This window comes from Escherichia sp. WS33, assembly GCF_046486385.1.
Taxonomy (GTDB): Bacteria; Pseudomonadota; Gammaproteobacteria; order Enterobacterales; family Enterobacteriaceae; genus ECMA0423.
Genome location: NZ_JBJQLJ010000002.1, coordinates 98885 through 117203, shown reverse-complemented (window position 1 = coordinate 117203; position 18319 = coordinate 98885). Strand labels below are relative to the sequence as shown.

At 49.9% G+C, this 18319-nt stretch carries 14 protein-coding genes and 1 pseudogene; 9 read left to right on the top strand and 6 right to left on the bottom strand.

All coding sequences use genetic code 11. The features are described from left to right. Positions 1-98 precede the first annotated feature (98 nt). From malI to uidC, 6 genes and pseudogenes are all read left to right on the top strand, one after another. Positions 99-1127, top strand: coding sequence for a mal regulon transcriptional regulator MalI (gene malI / locus ACJHXA_RS02615; RefSeq protein ID WP_000179513.1), 1029 nt, complete (start codon positions 99-101; stop codon positions 1125-1127). Positions 1128-1238: 111 nt separating this feature from the next. After that, on the top strand, positions 1239-2006 hold the full coding sequence (gene hdhA, locus ACJHXA_RS02610; RefSeq protein WP_000483362.1) for a 7-alpha-hydroxysteroid dehydrogenase: 768 nt from the start codon (positions 1239-1241) through the stop codon (positions 2004-2006). A gap of 228 nt (positions 2007-2234) precedes the next feature. Continuing rightward, positions 2235-2825 carry a DNA-binding transcriptional regulator UidR gene (uidR, locus tag ACJHXA_RS02605; RefSeq protein WP_000969095.1) on the top strand — a complete coding sequence of 197 codons (591 nt, stop codon included), beginning with the start codon at positions 2235-2237 and terminating at the stop codon, positions 2823-2825. A gap of 388 nt (positions 2826-3213) precedes the next feature. Further along, positions 3214-5024: pseudogene (gene uidA, locus ACJHXA_RS02600) on the top strand (beta-glucuronidase). Next, complete coding sequence (gene uidB / locus ACJHXA_RS02595) at positions 5021-6394, top strand: glucuronide transporter (protein WP_001075858.1); 1374 nt, start codon at positions 5021-5023, stop codon at positions 6392-6394. Before uidA ends, uidB begins: the two are co-directional and overlap by 4 nt. 38 nt (positions 6395-6432) lie before the next feature. Continuing rightward, on the top strand, positions 6433-7698 hold the full coding sequence (gene uidC, locus ACJHXA_RS02590; protein WP_001227034.1) for a glucuronide uptake porin UidC: 1266 nt from the start codon (positions 6433-6435) through the stop codon (positions 7696-7698). 225 nt (positions 7699-7923) lie between these two features. Here the strand turns inward: uidC and ACJHXA_RS02585 are convergent, their stop codons facing one another. Both ACJHXA_RS02585 and manA read right to left on the bottom strand, forming a co-directional pair. Further along, positions 7924-9432 (bottom strand): YdgA family protein, encoded by a 1509-nt coding sequence (locus tag ACJHXA_RS02585; protein WP_001043332.1) that lies wholly within the window; start codon positions 9430-9432, stop codon positions 7924-7926. 100 nt (positions 9433-9532) lie between these two features. Beyond that, positions 9533-10708 carry a mannose-6-phosphate isomerase gene (gene manA, locus ACJHXA_RS02580; RefSeq protein ID WP_001170701.1) on the bottom strand — a complete coding sequence of 392 codons (1176 nt, stop codon included), beginning with the start codon at positions 10706-10708 and terminating at the stop codon, positions 9533-9535. Between the two features lie 198 nt (positions 10709-10906). Here manA and fumB point away from each other — a divergent pair, with 198 nt between their 5' ends. Both fumB and fumC read left to right on the top strand, forming a co-directional pair. After that, entirely contained in the window at positions 10907-12553 is a 1647-nt protein-coding gene (gene fumB, locus ACJHXA_RS02575; protein WP_000066628.1) for a class I fumarate hydratase, read from the top strand. Between the two features lie 142 nt (positions 12554-12695). Beyond that, complete coding sequence (gene fumC / locus ACJHXA_RS02570; RefSeq protein WP_001099108.1) at positions 12696-14099, top strand: class II fumarate hydratase; 1404 nt, start codon at positions 12696-12698, stop codon at positions 14097-14099. Here the strand turns inward: fumC and tus are convergent. From tus to rstA, 3 genes are all read right to left on the bottom strand, one after another. Then, positions 14096-15025: a DNA replication terminus site-binding protein gene (tus, locus tag ACJHXA_RS02565; RefSeq protein WP_000135186.1), complete on the bottom strand. Its 930-nt coding sequence runs from the start codon at positions 15023-15025 to the stop codon at positions 14096-14098. The two genes, fumC and tus, sit on opposite strands and share 4 nt — an antisense overlap. A 75-nt stretch (positions 15026-15100) precedes the next feature. Further along, positions 15101-16402 carry a two-component system sensor histidine kinase RstB gene (gene rstB, locus ACJHXA_RS02560; protein ID WP_000732487.1) on the bottom strand — a complete coding sequence of 434 codons (1302 nt, stop codon included), beginning with the start codon at positions 16400-16402 and terminating at the stop codon, positions 15101-15103. Between the two features lie 3 nt (positions 16403-16405). Further along, complete coding sequence (gene rstA, locus ACJHXA_RS02555; RefSeq protein ID WP_001092505.1) at positions 16406-17125, bottom strand: two-component system response regulator RstA; 720 nt, start codon at positions 17123-17125, stop codon at positions 16406-16408. 128 nt (positions 17126-17253) lie between these two features. On the opposite strand from rstA, the gene ACJHXA_RS02550 reads away from it, so the two are divergent. Next, a complete protein-coding gene (locus ACJHXA_RS02550; RefSeq protein WP_000524868.1) occupies positions 17254-17589 on the top strand; it encodes a GlpM family protein in 336 nt (111 codons plus the stop codon). Here ACJHXA_RS02550 and folM read toward each other — a convergent pair. After that, on the bottom strand, positions 17586-18308 hold the full coding sequence (gene folM, locus ACJHXA_RS02545) for a dihydromonapterin reductase (protein ID WP_000513678.1): 723 nt from the start codon (positions 18306-18308) through the stop codon (positions 17586-17588). The genes ACJHXA_RS02550 and folM overlap by 4 nt on opposite strands. Between the last annotated feature and the right edge of the window lie 11 nt (positions 18309-18319).

Here is an 18319-nt window from a genome sequence, read left to right as displayed (position 1 = left end):
GAGGCATAAATCACATTACGCAACGATAATAGCGGGTATAAGATAAATAAAAGGTAAAACGTTTTATCTGTCACATAATCAGGGAGTAGGTCATCTGCATGGCTACCGCCAAAAAAATAACCATTCATGATGTTGCGCTGGCTGCGGGCGTGTCGGTAAGTACCGTTTCGCTGGTGCTTAGTGGCAAAGGGCGAATCTCTACCGCCACAGGAGAACGCGTTAACGCCGCCATTGAAGAGCTGGGATTTGTGCGCAATCGCCAGGCGTCGGCGCTGCGCGGCGGGCAAAGCGGCGTCATTGGTTTGATCGTCCGTGATTTATCTGCGCCGTTTTACGCCGAATTGACGGCCGGATTGACGGAAGCTCTGGAAGCGCAGGGACGGATGGTTTTTTTGCTTCACGGCGGTAAAGACGGCGAGCAGCTGGCACAGCGGTTTTCACTGTTACTGAATCAGGGTGTGGATGGTGTGGTAATTGCCGGGGCTGCAGGAAGCAGCGATGACCTGCGACGGATGGCAGAAGAAAAAGCTATCCCGGTGATTTTCGCTTCCCGTGCCAGTTATCTTGATGATGTTGATACGGTTCGCCCGGACAACATGCAGGCTGCACAGTTGTTGACGGAGCATCTCATTCGCAATGGGCATCAGCGGATCGCCTGGCTGGGAGGGCAAAGTTCCTCATTAACCCGTGCAGAACGGGTGGGGGGCTATTGTGCAACTCTACTAAAATTTGGCCTGCCGTTTCACAGCGATTGGGTGCTGGAGTGCACATCCAGCCAGAAGCAAGCCGCGGAAGCTATCACGGCGCTTTTACGTCATAACCCGACCATCAGTGCTGTGGTTTGCTATAACGAAACTATTGCGATGGGGGCATGGTTTGGTTTGCTCAAAGCAGGGCGGCAAAGCGGGGAAAGCGGAGTCGATCGTTACTTTGAGCAACAAGTTTCGCTGGCGGCATTTACCGATGCGACACCAACCACACTTGATGATATACCCGTTACCTGGGCCAGCACGCCTGCGCGGGAACTTGGTACCACACTTGCGGATCGCATGATGCAAAAAATCACCCATGAAGAGACGCATTCACGCAATCTTATTATTCCCGCCCGGCTCATTGCGGCGAAATAATCCTCTCTTTATCTGCTATACCTGGTAGTGTCCTTTCCTCAAGGTTAATGATAAAAAATGTGGCACACAGGCGGTGCCTTTTATTTTTACTGAAGTTCACAGGAGGTTTATGTGTTTAATTCTGACAACCTGAGACTCGACGGAAAATGCGCCATCATCACAGGTGCGGGTGCAGGTATTGGTAAAGAAATCGCCATTACATTCGCGACAGCTGGCGCATCTGTGGTGGTCAGTGATATTAACGCCGACGCAGCTAACCATGTTGTAGACGAAATTCAACAACTGGGTGGTCAGGCATTTGCCTGCCGTTGTGATATTACTTCCGAACAGGAACTCTCTGCACTGGCAGACTTTGCCGTCAGTAAGCTGGGTAAAGTTGATATCCTGGTTAACAACGCCGGTGGCGGTGGTCCTAAACCGTTTGATATGCCAATGGCAGATTTTCGCCGTGCTTATGAACTGAATGTGTTTTCTTTTTTCCATCTGTCACAACTTGTTGCGCCAGAAATGGAAAAAAATGGCGGTGGCGTTATTCTGACCATCACTTCTATGGCGGCAGAAAATAAAAATATAAACATGACTTCCTATGCATCATCTAAAGCTGCGGCCAGTCATCTGGTCAGAAATATGGCATTTGACCTGGGTGAAAAAAATATTCGGGTGAATGGCATTGCGCCGGGGGCAATATTAACCGATGCCCTGAAATCCGTTATTACACCAGAAATTGAACAAAAAATGTTACAGCACACGCCGATCAGACGTCTGGGCCAACCGCAAGATATTGCTAACGCGGCGCTGTTCCTTTGCTCGCCTGCAGCCAGCTGGGTAAGCGGACAAATTCTCACCGTCTCCGGTGGTGGGGTACAGGAGCTCAATTAATACACTAACGAACCGGTAAACAGCCGTATGTGTTGTTTACCGGGATAGCGTGTGCAATTCATCAACGTCTCTGCTAAACAACTGGCAGCCAAATCACGGCTATTGGTTAACCAATAGATGGATGAAAAGCATACGAATAGAGTGTGCCTTCGCACTATTCAACAGCAATGATAGGCGCTCACCTGACAACGCGGTAAACTAGTTATTCACGCTAACTATAATGGTTTAATGATGGATAACATGCAGACTGAAGCACAACCGACACGGACCCGGATCCTCAATGCTGCCAGAGAGATTTTTTCAGAAAATGGATTTCACAGTGCCTCGATGAAAGCCATCTGTAAATCCTGCGCCATTAGTCCCGGGACGCTCTATCACCATTTCATCTCCAAAGAAGCCTTGATTCAGGCGATTATCTTACAGGACCAGGAGAGGGCGCTGGCCCGTTTCCGGGAACCGATTGAAGGGATTCATTTTGTTGACTATATGGTCGAGTCTATTGTCTCTCTCACCCATGAAGCCTTTGGGCAACGGGCGCTGGTGGTCGAAATTATGGCGGAAGGGATGCGTAACCCACAGGTCGCCGCCATGCTTAAAAATAAGCATATGACGATCACTGAATTTGTTGCCCAGCGGATGCGTGATGCCCAGCAAAAAGGCGAGATAAGCCCAGACATCAACACGTCAATGACTTCACGTTTACTGCTGGATCTGACCTACGGTGTACTGGCCGATATCGAAGCGGAAGATCTGGCGCGTGAAGCGTCGTTTGCTCAGGGATTACGCGCGATGATTGGCGGTATCTTAACCGCATCCTGATCCTCTCATTTCGCGGGCTGGTGATAACTGTGCCCGCGTTTCATACTTTAATTTCCCTGTACAAAATACAATCTAGCCGGGATCGGAGAATTCCCCCCCAAAAATATTCACCGTAGCCATATGTCATGAGAGTTTATCGTTCCCAATATACTCGAACGAACGTTCGGTTGCTTATTTTATGGCTTCTGTCAACGCCGTTTTAAAGATTAATGCGATCAATATCACGCTGTGGGTATTGCAGTTTTTGGTTTTTTGATCGCGGTGTCAGTTCTTTTTATTTCCATTTCTCTTCCATGGGTTTCTCACAGATAACTGTGTGCAACACAGAATTGGTTAACTAATCAGATTAAAGGTTGACCAGTATTTTTATCTTAATGAGGAGTCCCTTATGTTACGTCCTGTAGAAACCCCAACCCGTGAAATCAAAAAACTCGACGGCCTGTGGGCATTCAGTCTGGATCGCGAAAACTGTGGAATTGATCAGCGTTGGTGGGAAAGCGCGTTACAAGAAAGCCGGGCAATTGCTGTGCCAGGCAGTTTTAACGATCAGTTCGCCGATGCAGATATTCGTAATTATGCGGGCAACGTCTGGTATCAGCGCGAAGTCTTTATACCGAAAGGTTGGGCAGGCCAGCGTATCGTGCTGCGTTTCGATGCGGTCACTCATTACGGCAAAGTGTGGGTCAATAATCAGGAAGTGATGGAGCATCAGGGCGGCTATACGCCATTTGAAGCCGATGTCACGCCGTATGTTATTGCCGGGAAAAGTGTACGTATCACCGTTTGTGTGAACAACGAACTGAACTGGCAGACTATCCCGCCGGGAATGGTGATTACCGACGAAAACGGCAAGAAAAAGCAGTCTTACTTCCATGATTTCTTTAACTATGCCGGGATCCATCGCAGCGTAATGCTCTACACCACGCCGAACACCTGGGTGGACGATATCACCGTGGTGACGCATGTCGCGCAAGACTGTAACCACGCGTCTGTTGACTGGCAGGTGGTGGCCAATGGTGATGTCAGCGTTGAACTGCGTGATGCGGATCAACAGGTGGTTGCAACTGGACAAGGCACTAGCGGGACTTTGCAAGTGGTGAATCCGCACCTCTGGCAACCGGGTGAAGGTTATCTCTATGAACTGTGCGTCACAGCCAAAAGCCAGACAGAGTGTGATATCTACCCGCTTCGCGTCGGCATCCGGTCAGTGGCAGTGAAGGGCGAACAGTTCCTGATTAACCACAAACCGTTCTACTTTACTGGCTTTGGTCGTCATGAAGATGCGGACTTGCGTGGCAAAGGATTCGATAACGTGCTGATGGTGCACGACCACGCATTAATGGACTGGATTGGGGCCAACTCCTACCGTACCTCGCATTACCCTTACGCTGAAGAGATGCTCGACTGGGCAGATGAACATGGCATCGTGGTGATTGATGAAACTGCTGCTGTCGGCTTTAACCTCTCTTTAGGCATTGGTTTCGAAGCGGGCAACAAGCCGAAAGAACTGTACAGCGAAGAGGCAGTCAACGGGGAAACTCAGCAAGCGCACTTACAGGCGATTAAAGAGCTGATAGCGCGTGACAAAAACCACCCAAGCGTGGTGATGTGGAGTATTGCCAACGAACCGGATACCCGTCCGCAAGGTGCACGGGAATATTTCGCGCCACTGGCGGAAGCAACGCGTAAACTCGACCCGACGCGTCCGATCACCTGCGTCAATGTAATGTTCTGCGACGCTCACACCGATACCATCAGCGATCTCTTTGATGTGCTGTGCCTGAACCGTTATTACGGATGGTATGTCCAAAGCGGCGATTTGGAAACGGCAGAGAAGGTACTGGAAAAAGAACTTCTGCCTGGCAGGAGAAACTGCATCAGCCGATTATCATCACCGAATACGGCGTGGATACGTTAGCCGGGCTGCACTCAATGTACACCGACATGTGGAGTGAAGAGTATCAGTGTGCATGGCTGGATATGTATCACCGCGTCTTTGATCGCGTCAGCGCCGTCGTCGGTGAACAGGTATGGAATTTCGCCGATTTTGCGACCTCGCAAGGCATATTGCGCGTTGGCGGTAACAAGAAAGGGATCTTCACTCGCGACCGCAAACCGAAGTCGGCGGCTTTTCTGCTGCAAAAACGCTGGACTGGCATGAACTTCGGTGAAAAACCGCAGCAGGGAGGCAAACAATGAATCAACAACTCTCCTGGCGCACCATCGTCGGCTACAGCCTCGGTGACGTCGCCAATAACTTCGCCTTCGCAATGGGGGCGCTCTTCCTATTGAGTTACTACACCGACGTCGCTGGCGTCGGTGCCGCTGCGGCGGGCACCATGCTGTTACTGGTGCGGGTATTCGATGCCTTCGCCGACGTCTTTGCCGGACGAGTGGTGGACAGTGTGAATACCCGCTGGGGAAAATTCCGCCCGTTTTTACTCTTCGGTACTGCGCCGTTAATGATCTTCAGCGTGCTGGTATTCTGGGTGCCGACCGACTGGAGCCATGGTAGCAAAGTGGTGTATGCATATTTGACCTACATGGGCCTCGGGCTTTGCTACAGCCTGGTGAATATTCCTTATGGTTCACTTGCTACCGCGATGACCCAACAACCACAATCCCGCGCCCGTCTGGGCGCGGCTCGCGGGATTGCCGCTTCATTAACCTTTGTCTGCCTGGCATTTCTGATAGGACCGAGCATTAAGAACTCCAGCCCGGAAGAGATGGTGTCGGTATACCATTTCTGGACGATTGTGCTGGCGATTGCCGGAATGGTGCTTTACTTCATCTGCTTCAAATCGACGCGTGAGAATGTGGTACGTATCGTGGCGCAGCCGTCATTGAAGATCAGTCTGCAAACCCTGAAACGGAATCGCCCGCTGTTTATGTTGTGCATCGGTGCGCTGTGTGTGCTGATTTCGACCTTCGCGGTTAGCGCCTCGTCGTTGTTCTACGTGCGCTATGTGTTAAATGATACCGGGCTGTTTACTGTGCTGGTACTGGTGCAAAACCTGGTCGGTACTGTGGCATCGGCACCGCTGGTGCCGGGGATGGTCGCGAGGATCGGTAAAAAGAATACCTTCCTGATTGGCGCTTTGCTGGGAACCTGCGGTTATCTGCTATTCTTCTGGGTTTCCGTCTGGTCACTGCCGGTGGCGTTGGTTGCGTTGGCCATCGCTTCAATTGGTCAGGGCGTTACTATGACTGTGATGTGGGCACTGGAAGCTGATACCGTAGAATACGGTGAATACCTGACCGGCGTGCGAATTGAAGGGCTCACCTATTCACTATTCTCATTTACCCGTAAATGCGGTCAGGCAATCGGAGGTTCAATTCCTGCCTTTATTTTGGGATTAAGCGGATATATCGCCAATCAGGTGCAAACGCCGGAAGTTATTATGGGCATCCGCACATCAATTGCCTTAGTACCTTGCGGATTTATGCTACTGGCATTCGTTATTATCTGGTTTTATCCGCTCACGGATAAAAAATTCAAAGAAATCGTGGTTGAAATTGATAATCGTAAAAAAGTGCAGCAGCAATTAATCAGCGATATCACTAATTAATATTCAATAAAAATAATCAGAACATCAAAGGTGCAACTATGAGAAAAATAGTGGCCATGGCCGTTATTTGCCTGACGGCTGCCTCTGGCCTTACCTCTGCTTATGCGGCGCAACTGGCTGACGATGAAGCGGGACTACGCATCAGACTGAAAAACGAATTGCGCAGGGCTGATAAGCCCAGTGCTGGCGCGGGAAGAGATATTTACGCATGGGTACAGGGAGGATTGCTCGATTTCAATAGTGGTTATTATTCCAATATTATTGGCGTTGAAGGCGGGGCGTATTATGTTTATAAATTAGGTGCTCGTGCTGATATGAGTACCCGGTGGTATCTTGATGGTGATAAAAGTTTTGGCTTTGCCCTAGGGGCAGTAAAAATAAAACCCAGTGAAAATAGCCTGCTTAAATTAGGTCGCTTCGGGACGGATTATAGTTACGGTAGCTTACCTTATCGTATTCCGTTAATGGCTGGCAGTTCGCAACGTACATTACCGACAGTTTCTGAAGGAGCATTAGGTTATTGGGCGTTAACGCCAAATATTGATCTGTGGGGAATGTGGCGTTCACGAGTATTTTTATGGACCGATTCAACAACCGGTATTCGTGATGAAGGGGTGTATAACAGCCAGACGGGAAAATACGATAAACATCGCGCACGTTCTTTTTTAGCCGCCAGTTGGCATGATGATACCAGTCGCTATTCTCTGGGGGGATCGGTACAGAAAGATGTTTCCAATCAGATACAAAGTATTCTCGAGAAAGGCATACCGCTCGACCCGAATTATACGTTGAAAGGGGAGTTGCTCGGCTTTTACGCGCAACTCGAAGGTTTAAGTCGTAATACCAGCCAGCCCAATGATACGGCGTTGGTTAGTGGACAAGTGACCTGGAATGCGCCGTGGGGAAGCGTATTTGGCAGTGGTGGTTATTTGCGCCATGCAATGAATGGTGCCGTGGTGGATACCGACATTGGCTATCCCTTTTCATTAAGTCTTGATCGTAACCGTGAAGGAATGCAGTCCTGGCAATTGGGCGTCAACTATCGTTTAACGCCGCAATTTACACTGACATTTGCACCGATTGTGACTCGCGGCTATGAATCCAGTAAACGAGATGTGCGGATTGAAGGCGCGGGTATCTTAGGTGGTATGAACTATCGGGTCAGCGAAGGGCCGTTACAAGGGATGAATTTCTTTCTTGCTGCCGATAAAGGGCGGGAAAAGCGCGATGGCAGTGCGCTGGGCGATCGCCTGAATTACTGGGATGTGAAAATGAGTATTCAGTATGACTTTATGCTGAAGTAAGAAATAACGCCGGAGAGAAAAACCTCCGGCGTTTCAGATTGTTGACAAAGTGCGCGTTTTTTATGCCGGATGCGGCGTAAACGCCTTATCCAGCCTACAAAAACTCATAAATTCAAAGTGTTGCAGGTAAAGGTAGGCCTGATAAGCGTAGCGCATCAGGCAATCTCTGGTTTGTTTTCAGATGAAAACGCCGGAGTGAAAATTCTCCGGCGTTTTGGTCGTGAATTACTGCTGCGGAATTGCCGGTACAGCCGGAACGTTAAGAGCTGGCATCGCAAACATGCCAACAAAATCTTCTAACGACATTTTCTGCCCATTTAACGTTATCTGACCGTTAGCATATTGCAGGCTGGTGGTGATGGTATTGTCCTGCAAGGTGGTCAGACGGAACATCTGCCCCATTGCTGATGCACCTTCAACTTGCTGTTTCGCCAGTTTTTTCGCTTGATCTTCCTGATAACCTTCCAGCTTCGCTACCTGAGTCATAAACTCAGTTGCCATATCCACCGGAATGGTCAGTTTCGCATCCAGAGATTTAACCGAGCGGTCCACTTCCTGCGCCAGCGTTTGCGGCGCTTCTTTAGTCGTTGCCGGATCTTTCAGGAACAGCGACAGATTCAGCGCACTTTCACCCTGACTGTTTTTCCAGCTTAGCGGTGCGATAGTAATCACCGGATCGCCTTTCAACATCAGCGGCAGGGCGCTAAAGAAGGCTTCCGTCACTTTCTCCTGATAAAGTGCGGGATTGTTGGCAATTTCTGGCTGTGCCAGCAGCGCCTGAGTTTGCGCGTTATATTGCTGGCTAAACTGATGCCAGGCTTCACCATCAATCTGGCCGACTTTTAAAGTCAGCTTGCCGCTGCCCAGATCCTGATTCTGTACCTTCAGGCTGTTTAGCGAGTAATCCAGTTGGCTATTGATCGTTTTACCATCATTGACCAGATCCGATTTACCGCTGATCTCCATGCCTTCCAGCAGTGCCAGTTCTTTGCCTTCCACCGAAATGGTCATTTTTTCCAGTGACAGTTTTTGGTTTCCTACGCGCTCACCAAAACTTGCCAGCGTGCTGGAACCGTCGGTTTTCAGATTATTAAAGGTCAACTGCACTTTCTGGTTGTATTCGTTAACTGCGTCTATCCGACCACTTTGCGCCTCCCCGGAAAGGGAGATAGCTTTGCCGTCTCTGTCCGCATTTAACTGGAACTCGCCGCCGCTAAAGGCGACTTTTTCATCCTTTTGCTCGTAATTCAGTGGCTTGAGCGAAATATCGGAACTGGAATCACCGCTGTAACCAATGCGCGAGTTAATCTCAAAAGGCGTTTCACCTTTTGCCATATCAAACAGTGGTTTGCTTACTTCGTTATTAACCAGCGTGGTTTGAATTGATGCCATCGACGGGATCAGGTTCAGTTTTTTAAGCTGGGCAAGCGGGAAGGGACCATGATCAACCGATTCGTTGAAGATGACGCTCTGACCGCTTTTAATCCACGGATTTTCTTTCCCGGCAATGGGTTTCACCAACAGTTGCAACTGGCTGCTGAATACGCCGCGATGATAGTTTTGATAACTCACTTCCAGGTTGGATTCAGGAGCTGTCAGTTTGAGTTGCGCGTTCGCCTGCGCGACCATGTCTTCGAGATGGGTTTCAATCTTCTTGCCTGTATACCATGCGCCGCCTGTCCAGACTACGCCTAGCGCAACAATGACGCCTACCGCTACCAGCGATTTATTCATAATGATTATCCATAAAATGAAATCAGGCGGACTGGCCGCCTGAAGGTGTTATAAGCCTTTAATAAGCTTAGCAAGAGATGTTAATTTTTTCAGTAAGCTCTTACAGCTTGTTGTAAACACGCGCTAAACGGCCGTGGCCTTTGACAGTCACCGGTGATTCGTTGGCGGCAATAAACGCTGATTCACCCGGTTTAAGCTGTAACTGCTGAGAACCTTTCCACAACGTTGCATCGCCTTCGACGCAGAACAAAATGGCGGCACTCTGCTGGCTAATGGTGGTTTCTTTATCACTAAGGTCATGCAGCGAGAAGGCAAAATCATCCACTGGAATCGGGAAGTCCAGTTCTGCACCTTGTTTCACCGGCTGGGTCAACAACTGGTTAGCCGGTTTGGCTTCGAATTTCACATTGGCAACCAGTTCCGGAATATCAATGTACTTAGGCGTCAGACCCGCACGCAGCACGTTATCGGAGTTCGCCATCACTTCCAGCGCCACGCCTTGCAGGTAAGCGTGCGGTGTTTCAGCGAACAGGAACATCGCTTCGCCAGGATTCAATTTCACCACATTCAGTAACAGCGGGGAGAACAGGCCGCTGTCTTCCGGGTAAAATTCAGAAATTAAACGAATCGTTTGCCACGGTTCACCCTGCTGACTGTCGAGCGCCGATTTTAAAATCGCCAGCGCGCGGGATTTTTCTTCACCCTGCATATTCAACAGGCTGGCGAACAGTTCGCTTAAACGTTCGGCATTAGGCTGTTGTAAAAAGTGAGCAATTGCCGGATGTGCACCTGCGACTGGCTGGAGTAGGGAGACAATCTCGGAAAACTCACGAAACGCGTTCATCGCAAGGAAAGGCGTCAGCGCAAAAACCAGCTCCGGCTTGTGGTTAGGATCTTTATAGTTACGCTCGGCGGCATCCATCGGGATACCTGCGGCATTTTCTTTGGCAAAACCGATTTCAGAATTGCGTTTGTTTGGATGAACCTGAATGGAGAGCGGCTGTGCTGCGCATAATACTTTGAACAGGAAAGGCAGTTCGCCAAAGCGTTTGGCAACGGCCTCTCCGAGCAGAGTCGATTTATTACTCTCAATCACATCACGCAGTGAAACGATATCTCCGGCGGCATTCTGCACCCGTGAACTGCTTTTCGGATGTGCGCCCATCCACAGCTCGGCCATCGGCTGGCTGGACGGATTTTCCATACCATAAAGTTCAGTCAACGCCGTTTTGCTGCCCCAGGCATAGTTTTGCACTGAGTTAATGAGTTTTTGCATGATCAATCCCTGTTTTAATGTGGAAATTAATCCCGCTATTAAAGCAAGAATCCTACGGGAAGTAACCTGGAGCCGCAAAAAGTCGTACTAGTCTCAGTTTTTGTTAAAAAAGTGTGTAGGATATTGTTACTCGCTTTTAACAGGGCAACGGAACACCCGCCCAGAGCATAACCAAACCAGGCAGTAAGTGAGAGAACAATGTCAAACAAACCCTTTCATTATCAGGCTCCTTTTCCACTCAAAAAAGATGATACTGAGTATTACCTGCTAACCAGCGAACACGTTAGCGTATCTGAATTTGAAGGGCAGGAGATTTTGAAAGTCGCACCCGAAGCGTTAACTCTGTTGGCGCGTCAGGCATTTCATGATGCGTCATTTATGCTGCGTCCGGCTCACCAACAACAGGTGGCCGACATTCTGCGTGACCCGGAAGCCAGCGAAAATGATAAATATGTGGCGCTGCAATTCCTGCGCAACTCCGACATCGCGGCGAAAGGTGTTCTGCCAACCTGTCAGGATACCGGCACTGCGATTATTGTTGGTAAAAAAGGGCAGCGTGTATGGACCGGTGGCTGTGATGAAGCGGCGCTGGCGCGCGGTGTCTATAACACTTATATCGAAGATAATTTGCGCTACTCGCAAAACGCGCCGCTGGATATGTATAAAGAGGTGAATACCGGCACCAATCTGCCAGCGCAGATCGATCTTTATGCCGTTGATGGCGACGAGTACAAATTCCTCTGTATCGCCAAAGGTGGTGGTTCGGCAAACAAGACGTATCTCTATCAGGAAACCAAAGCGTTACTAACGCCGGGGAAACTGAAAAATTACCTGGTTGAGAAGATGCGCACGCTGGGTACGGCGGCCTGTCCTCCGTATCATATTGCGTTCGTAATTGGTGGAACTTCTGCAGAAACTAACCTTAAAACAGTGAAACTGGCTTCCGCTAAATACTATGACGAACTGCCAACGGAAGGGAATGAGCACGGTCAGGCATTCCGCGATGTGGAACTGGAAAAAGAATTGCTGATCGAAGCGCAAAATCTCGGTCTGGGTGCGCAGTTTGGTGGTAAATACTTCGCTCACGACATACGCGTGATTCGCCTGCCACGTCACGGCGCATCCTGTCCGGTTGGTATGGGTGTTTCCTGCTCTGCTGACCGTAATATCAAAGCGAAGATCAACCGTCAGGGGATCTGGATCGAAAAACTGGAACATAATCCAGGTAAATATATCCCTGAAGAGCTGCGTAAAGCGGGAGAAGGCGAAGCGGTGCGCGTTGACCTTAACCGTCCGATGAAAGAGATCCTCGCACAGTTGTCGCAGTATCCCGTTTCTACACGCTTATCGCTTAACGGCACGATTATCGTCGGTCGTGATATTGCTCACGCCAAACTGAAAGAGCGGATGGATAACGGTGAAGGGCTGCCGCAGTACATTAAAGATCATCCGATTTACTACGCGGGTCCGGCCAAAACGCCGGAAGGTTATGCCTCCGGTTCTCTTGGCCCAACGACCGCCGGACGGATGGATTCTTATGTCGATCAACTGCAAGCGCAGGGCGGAAGTATGATCATGCTGGCGAAAGGCAACCGCAGCCAGCAGGTGACGGATGCCTGTAAAAAACACGGCGGCTTCTACCTTGGCAGTATCGGTGGTCCGGCCGCTGTATTGGCGCAGGGAAGTATTAAGAGCCTGGAATGTGTTGAATATCCGGAACTGGGAATGGAAGCCATCTGGAAAATTGAAGTGGAAGATTTCCCGGCGTTTATCCTTGTGGATGATAAAGGAAATGACTTCTTCCAGCAGATACAACTCACACAGTGCACTCGCTGTGTGAAATAAACAGAGCCGCCCTTCGGGGCGGTTTTTTTACATGGCACGAAAAACCAAACATTTGTTATCAAATAGTAAATAATAAGTGAGCTAAAAGTTGCTTAACGAAAGCAAAACAGAAAGAAAAAATTAAACAGGTGAGGAGCAGGCCATGAATACAGTACGCAGCGAAAAAGATTCGATGGGGGCGATTGATGTCCCGGCAGATAAGCTGTGGGGCGCACAAACTCAACGCTCGCTGGAGCATTTCCGCATTTCGACGGAGAAAATGCCCACCTCACTGATTCATGCGCTGGCGCTAACCAAGCGCGCAGCGGCAAAAGTTAATGAAGATTTAGGCTTGTTGTCTGAAGAGAAAGCGAGCGCCATTCGGCAGGCGGCGGATGAAGTACTGGCAGGACAGCATGACGACGAATTCCCGCTGGCTATCTGGCAGACCGGCTCCGGCACGCAAAGTAACATGAACATGAACGAAGTGCTGGCTAACCGGGCCAGTGAATTACTCGGCGGCGTGCGCGGGATGGAACGTAAAGTTCACCCTAACGACGACGTGAACAAAAGCCAAAGTTCCAACGATGTCTTTCCGACGGCGATGCACGTTGCGGCGCTGCTGGCGCTGCGCAAGCAACTCATTCCGCAGCTTAAAACCCTGACACAGACACTGAGTGAAAAATCGCGTGCATTTGCCGATATCGTCAAAATCGGTCGAACCCACTTGCAGGACGCCACGCCGCTAACACTAGGGCAGGAGATTTCCGGCTGGGTAGCGATGCTCGAGCATAATCTCAAACATATCGAATACAGCCTGCCTCACGTAGCGGAACTGGCTCTTGGCGGTACAGCGGTGGGTACTGGACTAAATACCCATCCGGAGTATGCGCGTCGCGTAGCAGATGAACTGGCAGTCATTACCTGTGCACCGTTTGTTACCGCGCCGAACAAATTTGAAGCGCTGGCGACCTGTGATGCCCTGGTTCAGGCGCACGGCGCGTTGAAAGGGTTGGCTGTGTCACTGATGAAAATCGCCAATGATGTCCGCTGGCTGGCCTCTGGCCCGCGCTGCGGAATTGGTGAAATCTCAATCCCGGAAAATGAGCCGGGCAGCTCAATCATGCCGGGGAAAGTGAATCCAACACAGTGTGAGGCATTAACCATGCTCTGCTGTCAGGTGATGGGGAACGACGTGGCGATCAACATGGGGGGCGCTTCCGGTAACTTTGAACTGAACGTCTTCCGTCCAATGGTGATCCACAATTTCCTGCAATCGGTGCGCTTGCTGGCAGATGGCATGGAAAGTTTTAACAAACACTGCGCAGTGGGTATTGAACCGAATCGTGAGCGAATCAATCAATTACTCAATGAATCGCTGATGCTGGTGACTGCGCTTAACACCCACATTGGTTATGACAAAGCCGCGGAGATCGCCAAAAAAGCGCATAAAGAAGGGCTGACCTTAAAAGCTGCGGCCCTTGCGCTGGGGTATCTTAGCGAAGCCGAGTTTGACAGCTGGGTACGGCCAGAACAGATGGTCGGCAGTATGAAAGCCGGGCGTTAATCTGCAACATACAGGTGCAGCCGTGGAATGATCAAACGAAGCGGCTGCGCCTGTGGTTTATAACGGTGCTGCACATTGTCGGCATCGTAATTTAACAACTCACCAACGTCCGGCACGCCCGCGCCATTATCCCGATTAATCAGTGCAATCAGTGGTGTAGGGCAGGCGTGTTGGACTTGTTTTTGATCTCCTTTGTACCAGACGCGGGCAATCGGCTGCACCTTCACCGGACGTTTGATTTTTAACTTCGCGTTCTGTGGCAGGGCAGCGATATCCTGATACTCTCGCTCCAGTTTTCTTTGCCACTCCTCGCGCGTCCACGGTGCGACACTGCGTGGTGATTTCAGGCTTTTTTCCAGCTGTGCCAGGACTTCATCACGATGCAAATTCTTAATGATATGTTTATTAGCCCAACCAAAGCGTAAAGTGGCGGGGTCGTGCAGAACGGTGAGCGTGCGGTAAGCATTAAGGGTGATCAGCCCCGGCAAATGACGATGCACCCATTCAAAACGTGCCGCGGTGGGGAGTTCTGATTCAACCGTGACGATATGCTCGAACGTGGTCTTGAGTTTATTGATGTGCTGAATATGACTGACCAACGCTGCTTGCGAAAGGTTATCGACCTGGTAACACAACACGCCAGGCAGACGGACAGCGGCCTTGCTGCTGCGATTTTCGGACTGTTGTTGAATAAATAAATGGCGGAAATGACGCAACGCCAGCGACTGCGCGTCGTTGCCGAGATGTTGTTTTACCTCAATACGATTAAGCGGATTATGCTCATCCTCTTTTTTTACCTCCGGCAAAGAGAACACGCGGGCAACCAATAGCTTGTGTTGCTCAAGATGAGCGGCAAATGTAGCCAGCTCTTGTTCCATCTGGCGAAAGGTAGTGTTGAGTCGGTCTACGAGATCGTAACGCGCCATAATATTAACCACTTTAGTTACAACATACTTATTTTATAGCACAGTCGTGGTGACTTGACCATCGTGCGCGTAGTGTCAGGCAGAGGTAAATTGCGGGATGTTATGCCATAACGGCCAGCTAAACGAGAAGCGAGCACCACCCAGTTCGCTGGTGTCACAATTAACCGTACCGCCCATTGCCAGTGCTATAGAGTGGACAATTGCCAGCCCCAGCCCGCAGCCGCCGGTTGAGCGATCCCGGCTGGGATCGAGGCGAACAAAAGGTTCAAAGATATGTTCGCGGTTTTCTGGGGCAATCCCTGGGCCATCATCCTCAACAATTAATGTCGCTCTATTCCCCGACAGTAGCAGGCTGGTTTCAACCGTTGAATGGCAGTACCGCAGGGCGTTATTGAGCAAATTATCCAGCACGCGCTCCATTAAGCGCATATCCAACGCCGCATAATGGCCTTGCGCGAGCGTTTTAATCCGTACCGTTTTATCGGGCGTTACTGCCTGAATGTCTGCCAGATGCGTTGACAGCCACAACGGCAGGTCTGGTTCGCTAAGATGAAGCTCGTTTTGTGGGCGATCGAGTCGGGCATAAGTCAGCAGCTCTTCAATTAAAGCTTCAAGTTGACTGATATCACGATTCAACGCCTGGGATTCGGCGGCGCTCAGGTTATCGCTCATCTCCAGTCGATAACGCAGGCGCACTAACGGTGTTCGCAGTTCGTGAGCGATACCGTCAATAAGCTGTTTTTTGCTGGCAATCAAGGCGTTGATATTGTCCGCCATCTGGTTAAATGCGATACCAAGTCGTTCAAAGCTCGAACCCTCATCAAAGTGGATACGCTCATTGAGATGCCCATCGCCAAATCGTTGCGCCGCTGCTTCCAGTTTTAACATATCCTGCCAGTGCGGACGCATCCAGATAAACACCGGAAAGGCGAGGGAAATAGCAATAAAAGCGATCAGGGCGATATCCAGCAATCGCATCTGATGGAGATAATAAAGATAAGGAACAGGACCAACTGCCAGCACGTAGTGGCTGCGCGGGATACGCTGCAAAAACGTGTACTGATCGTCCAGGGCGACAATTTCGCCGCCACGCAGTCGGTGCATGGAAATATCATCAAGATGGTATTTACTCAATGGCTCGACACGCAGATCGAAAGAGAGATTTAAATCCATCTCTTTCAGCGTCTTACCCCAGTCGTGTGGGGGGATCTCACGCAATTCGCTGCGCATCAGATACAGCGAACTGTTCATCAAATCATCCAGCGACTGTTTGCCCGCGCGTTCGGCGGTAAATTTGTACACCAACCCAACCAGCAGAGACATCACAAGGAAGCAGACAAACAATAACAGGTAAAACTGGATAAACAGTTTTTTCATCGCTTATTCCCATGCATGAGGCGCAAAAAGATAGCCTTTGTTACGCACAGTTTTAATGCGATAAGGTTCTGCGGCGTTATCGAGCAGTTTTTTTCTTAACCGCGAAATAGCCACGTCCACGCTACGATCCAGTCCGTCATAACTGACGCCGCGTAAATTTTTCAGCAATGCATCGCGGTCCATGATTTGCCCGGCATGGGTAGCTAATTCCCACAATAATTCGAAATCAGCTGTCGAGAGCGAGATTTCAGTGTTAGCCAGGGTGACTACGCGGTTGATGGGATCGATGGTCAACGTGCCGAAATTCAGGGCTTTGTAGGGAGTCAGAGACGTTTCCTGAAGACCTTTGCTCAGTGTGGCTTGCTCATTCTGACGCAAATGCAAACGTAAACGCGCTAGCAAAACAGCAGGGGGCGTCGTTTTGAGAATATAGTCGCAGGCACCCATTTCCAGTGCCAGGATGTGGTTCATATCGCTATCGAGAGAGGTTAGAAGAACAATCGGTCCAGACCACTTTGCGCGTAAATCACGACAAATGGTCATGCCGTCCTTGCCTGGTAGCATGATGTCGAGTAACACCAAATCCGGATTTTCTCGCAAAATGGTTTCTTCGGCCTGGTCGCCGCGCGGCTCTACGGTAACCTGCATATCATGTTTTGCCAGGTACGCGGCAATCAGTGAACCGACTTCCGCATCATCTTCCACAAATACGATAGTGTTCATAACATTCACGGTAGATATAAAAACGTCACAATACACCGCGCTGTTTTTACTTACTATCAATCGTTTCTAAACAAGTTTTCATCAGGTATTCTACTGATGACTTGTTATGGAAGTGTTAAGGTAAAAAAATGGGGCTGGTAATCAAAGCCGCGCTCGGTGCGCTGGTAGTGCTGTTGATTGGTGTTTTAGCAAAAACGAAAAATTATTATATCGCCGGGCTGATTCCACTTTTCCCGACCTTTGCGCTTATCGCGCATTATATTGTTGCCAGCGAACGCGGCATTGAAGCCTTACGCGCAACCATCATTTTTAGTATGTGGTCGATTATTCCCTATTTTGTTTACCTGGTGTCGCTGTGGTATTTCACCGGAATGATGCGCTTGCCCGCCGCTTTTGTTGGTTCTGTTGCGTGTTGGGGGATAAGCGCATGGGTGTTGATTATATGCTGGATAAAGCTGCATTAACGCAGATGACGACCGCCATCAAGTGGGAAACTGCGTCCGGTGACAAAACAACTGGTAAGTAAGTAATCGACCAGGTCGATCACTTCTTTCTCGCCAGGAGCGGTTTTCATCAGTGATTTATTCAGCGCCTGTTGTCGATATTCGGCATCATCATGTTCATTAAACAGGATCAGCGATGGCGCAATAGAATTCACTTTCACTTCCGGTGCCAGCTTGCGGGCAAACGAGCGGGTCATATTATCCAGTGCCGCTTTGCTTGCAGCATACGCAATATGTTTGTCGCTACCGCGCTCCACCACATAATCGGTAAAGTGAATGATATCGCTGGCGGCGTGTCCGTGCCCACGCAGTAATCTTTCCAGCGCATGGTTGAGCAGGTATGGGGTATTAACGTGGATCTGCATCATGCAAGCCAGTACGTCGGCCAGTGGCGCACCCGGTTTTTCCGCCATCCACGCACTGGCGTTATGCAAAATAGCACGCAGACCATGGGTGCTTTTTAGTACTTCATCGGCAAACGCCATCACACCGTCGTTGGTCGAAAAATCAGCCTGAATACACTGCGCACCTGCATTAATCAGTCCATCAATGGCTGGATAGTGTGTCCGATAGCTGACAATCACCGGTTGCTTTTGATTAATGAAATGCCATGCGAGGGCGAGGCCGATGCGACGACCTCCGCCAGTAATTAATATTGGCAAGGGCTGGGCTTTACCCATCGTTATCTCCT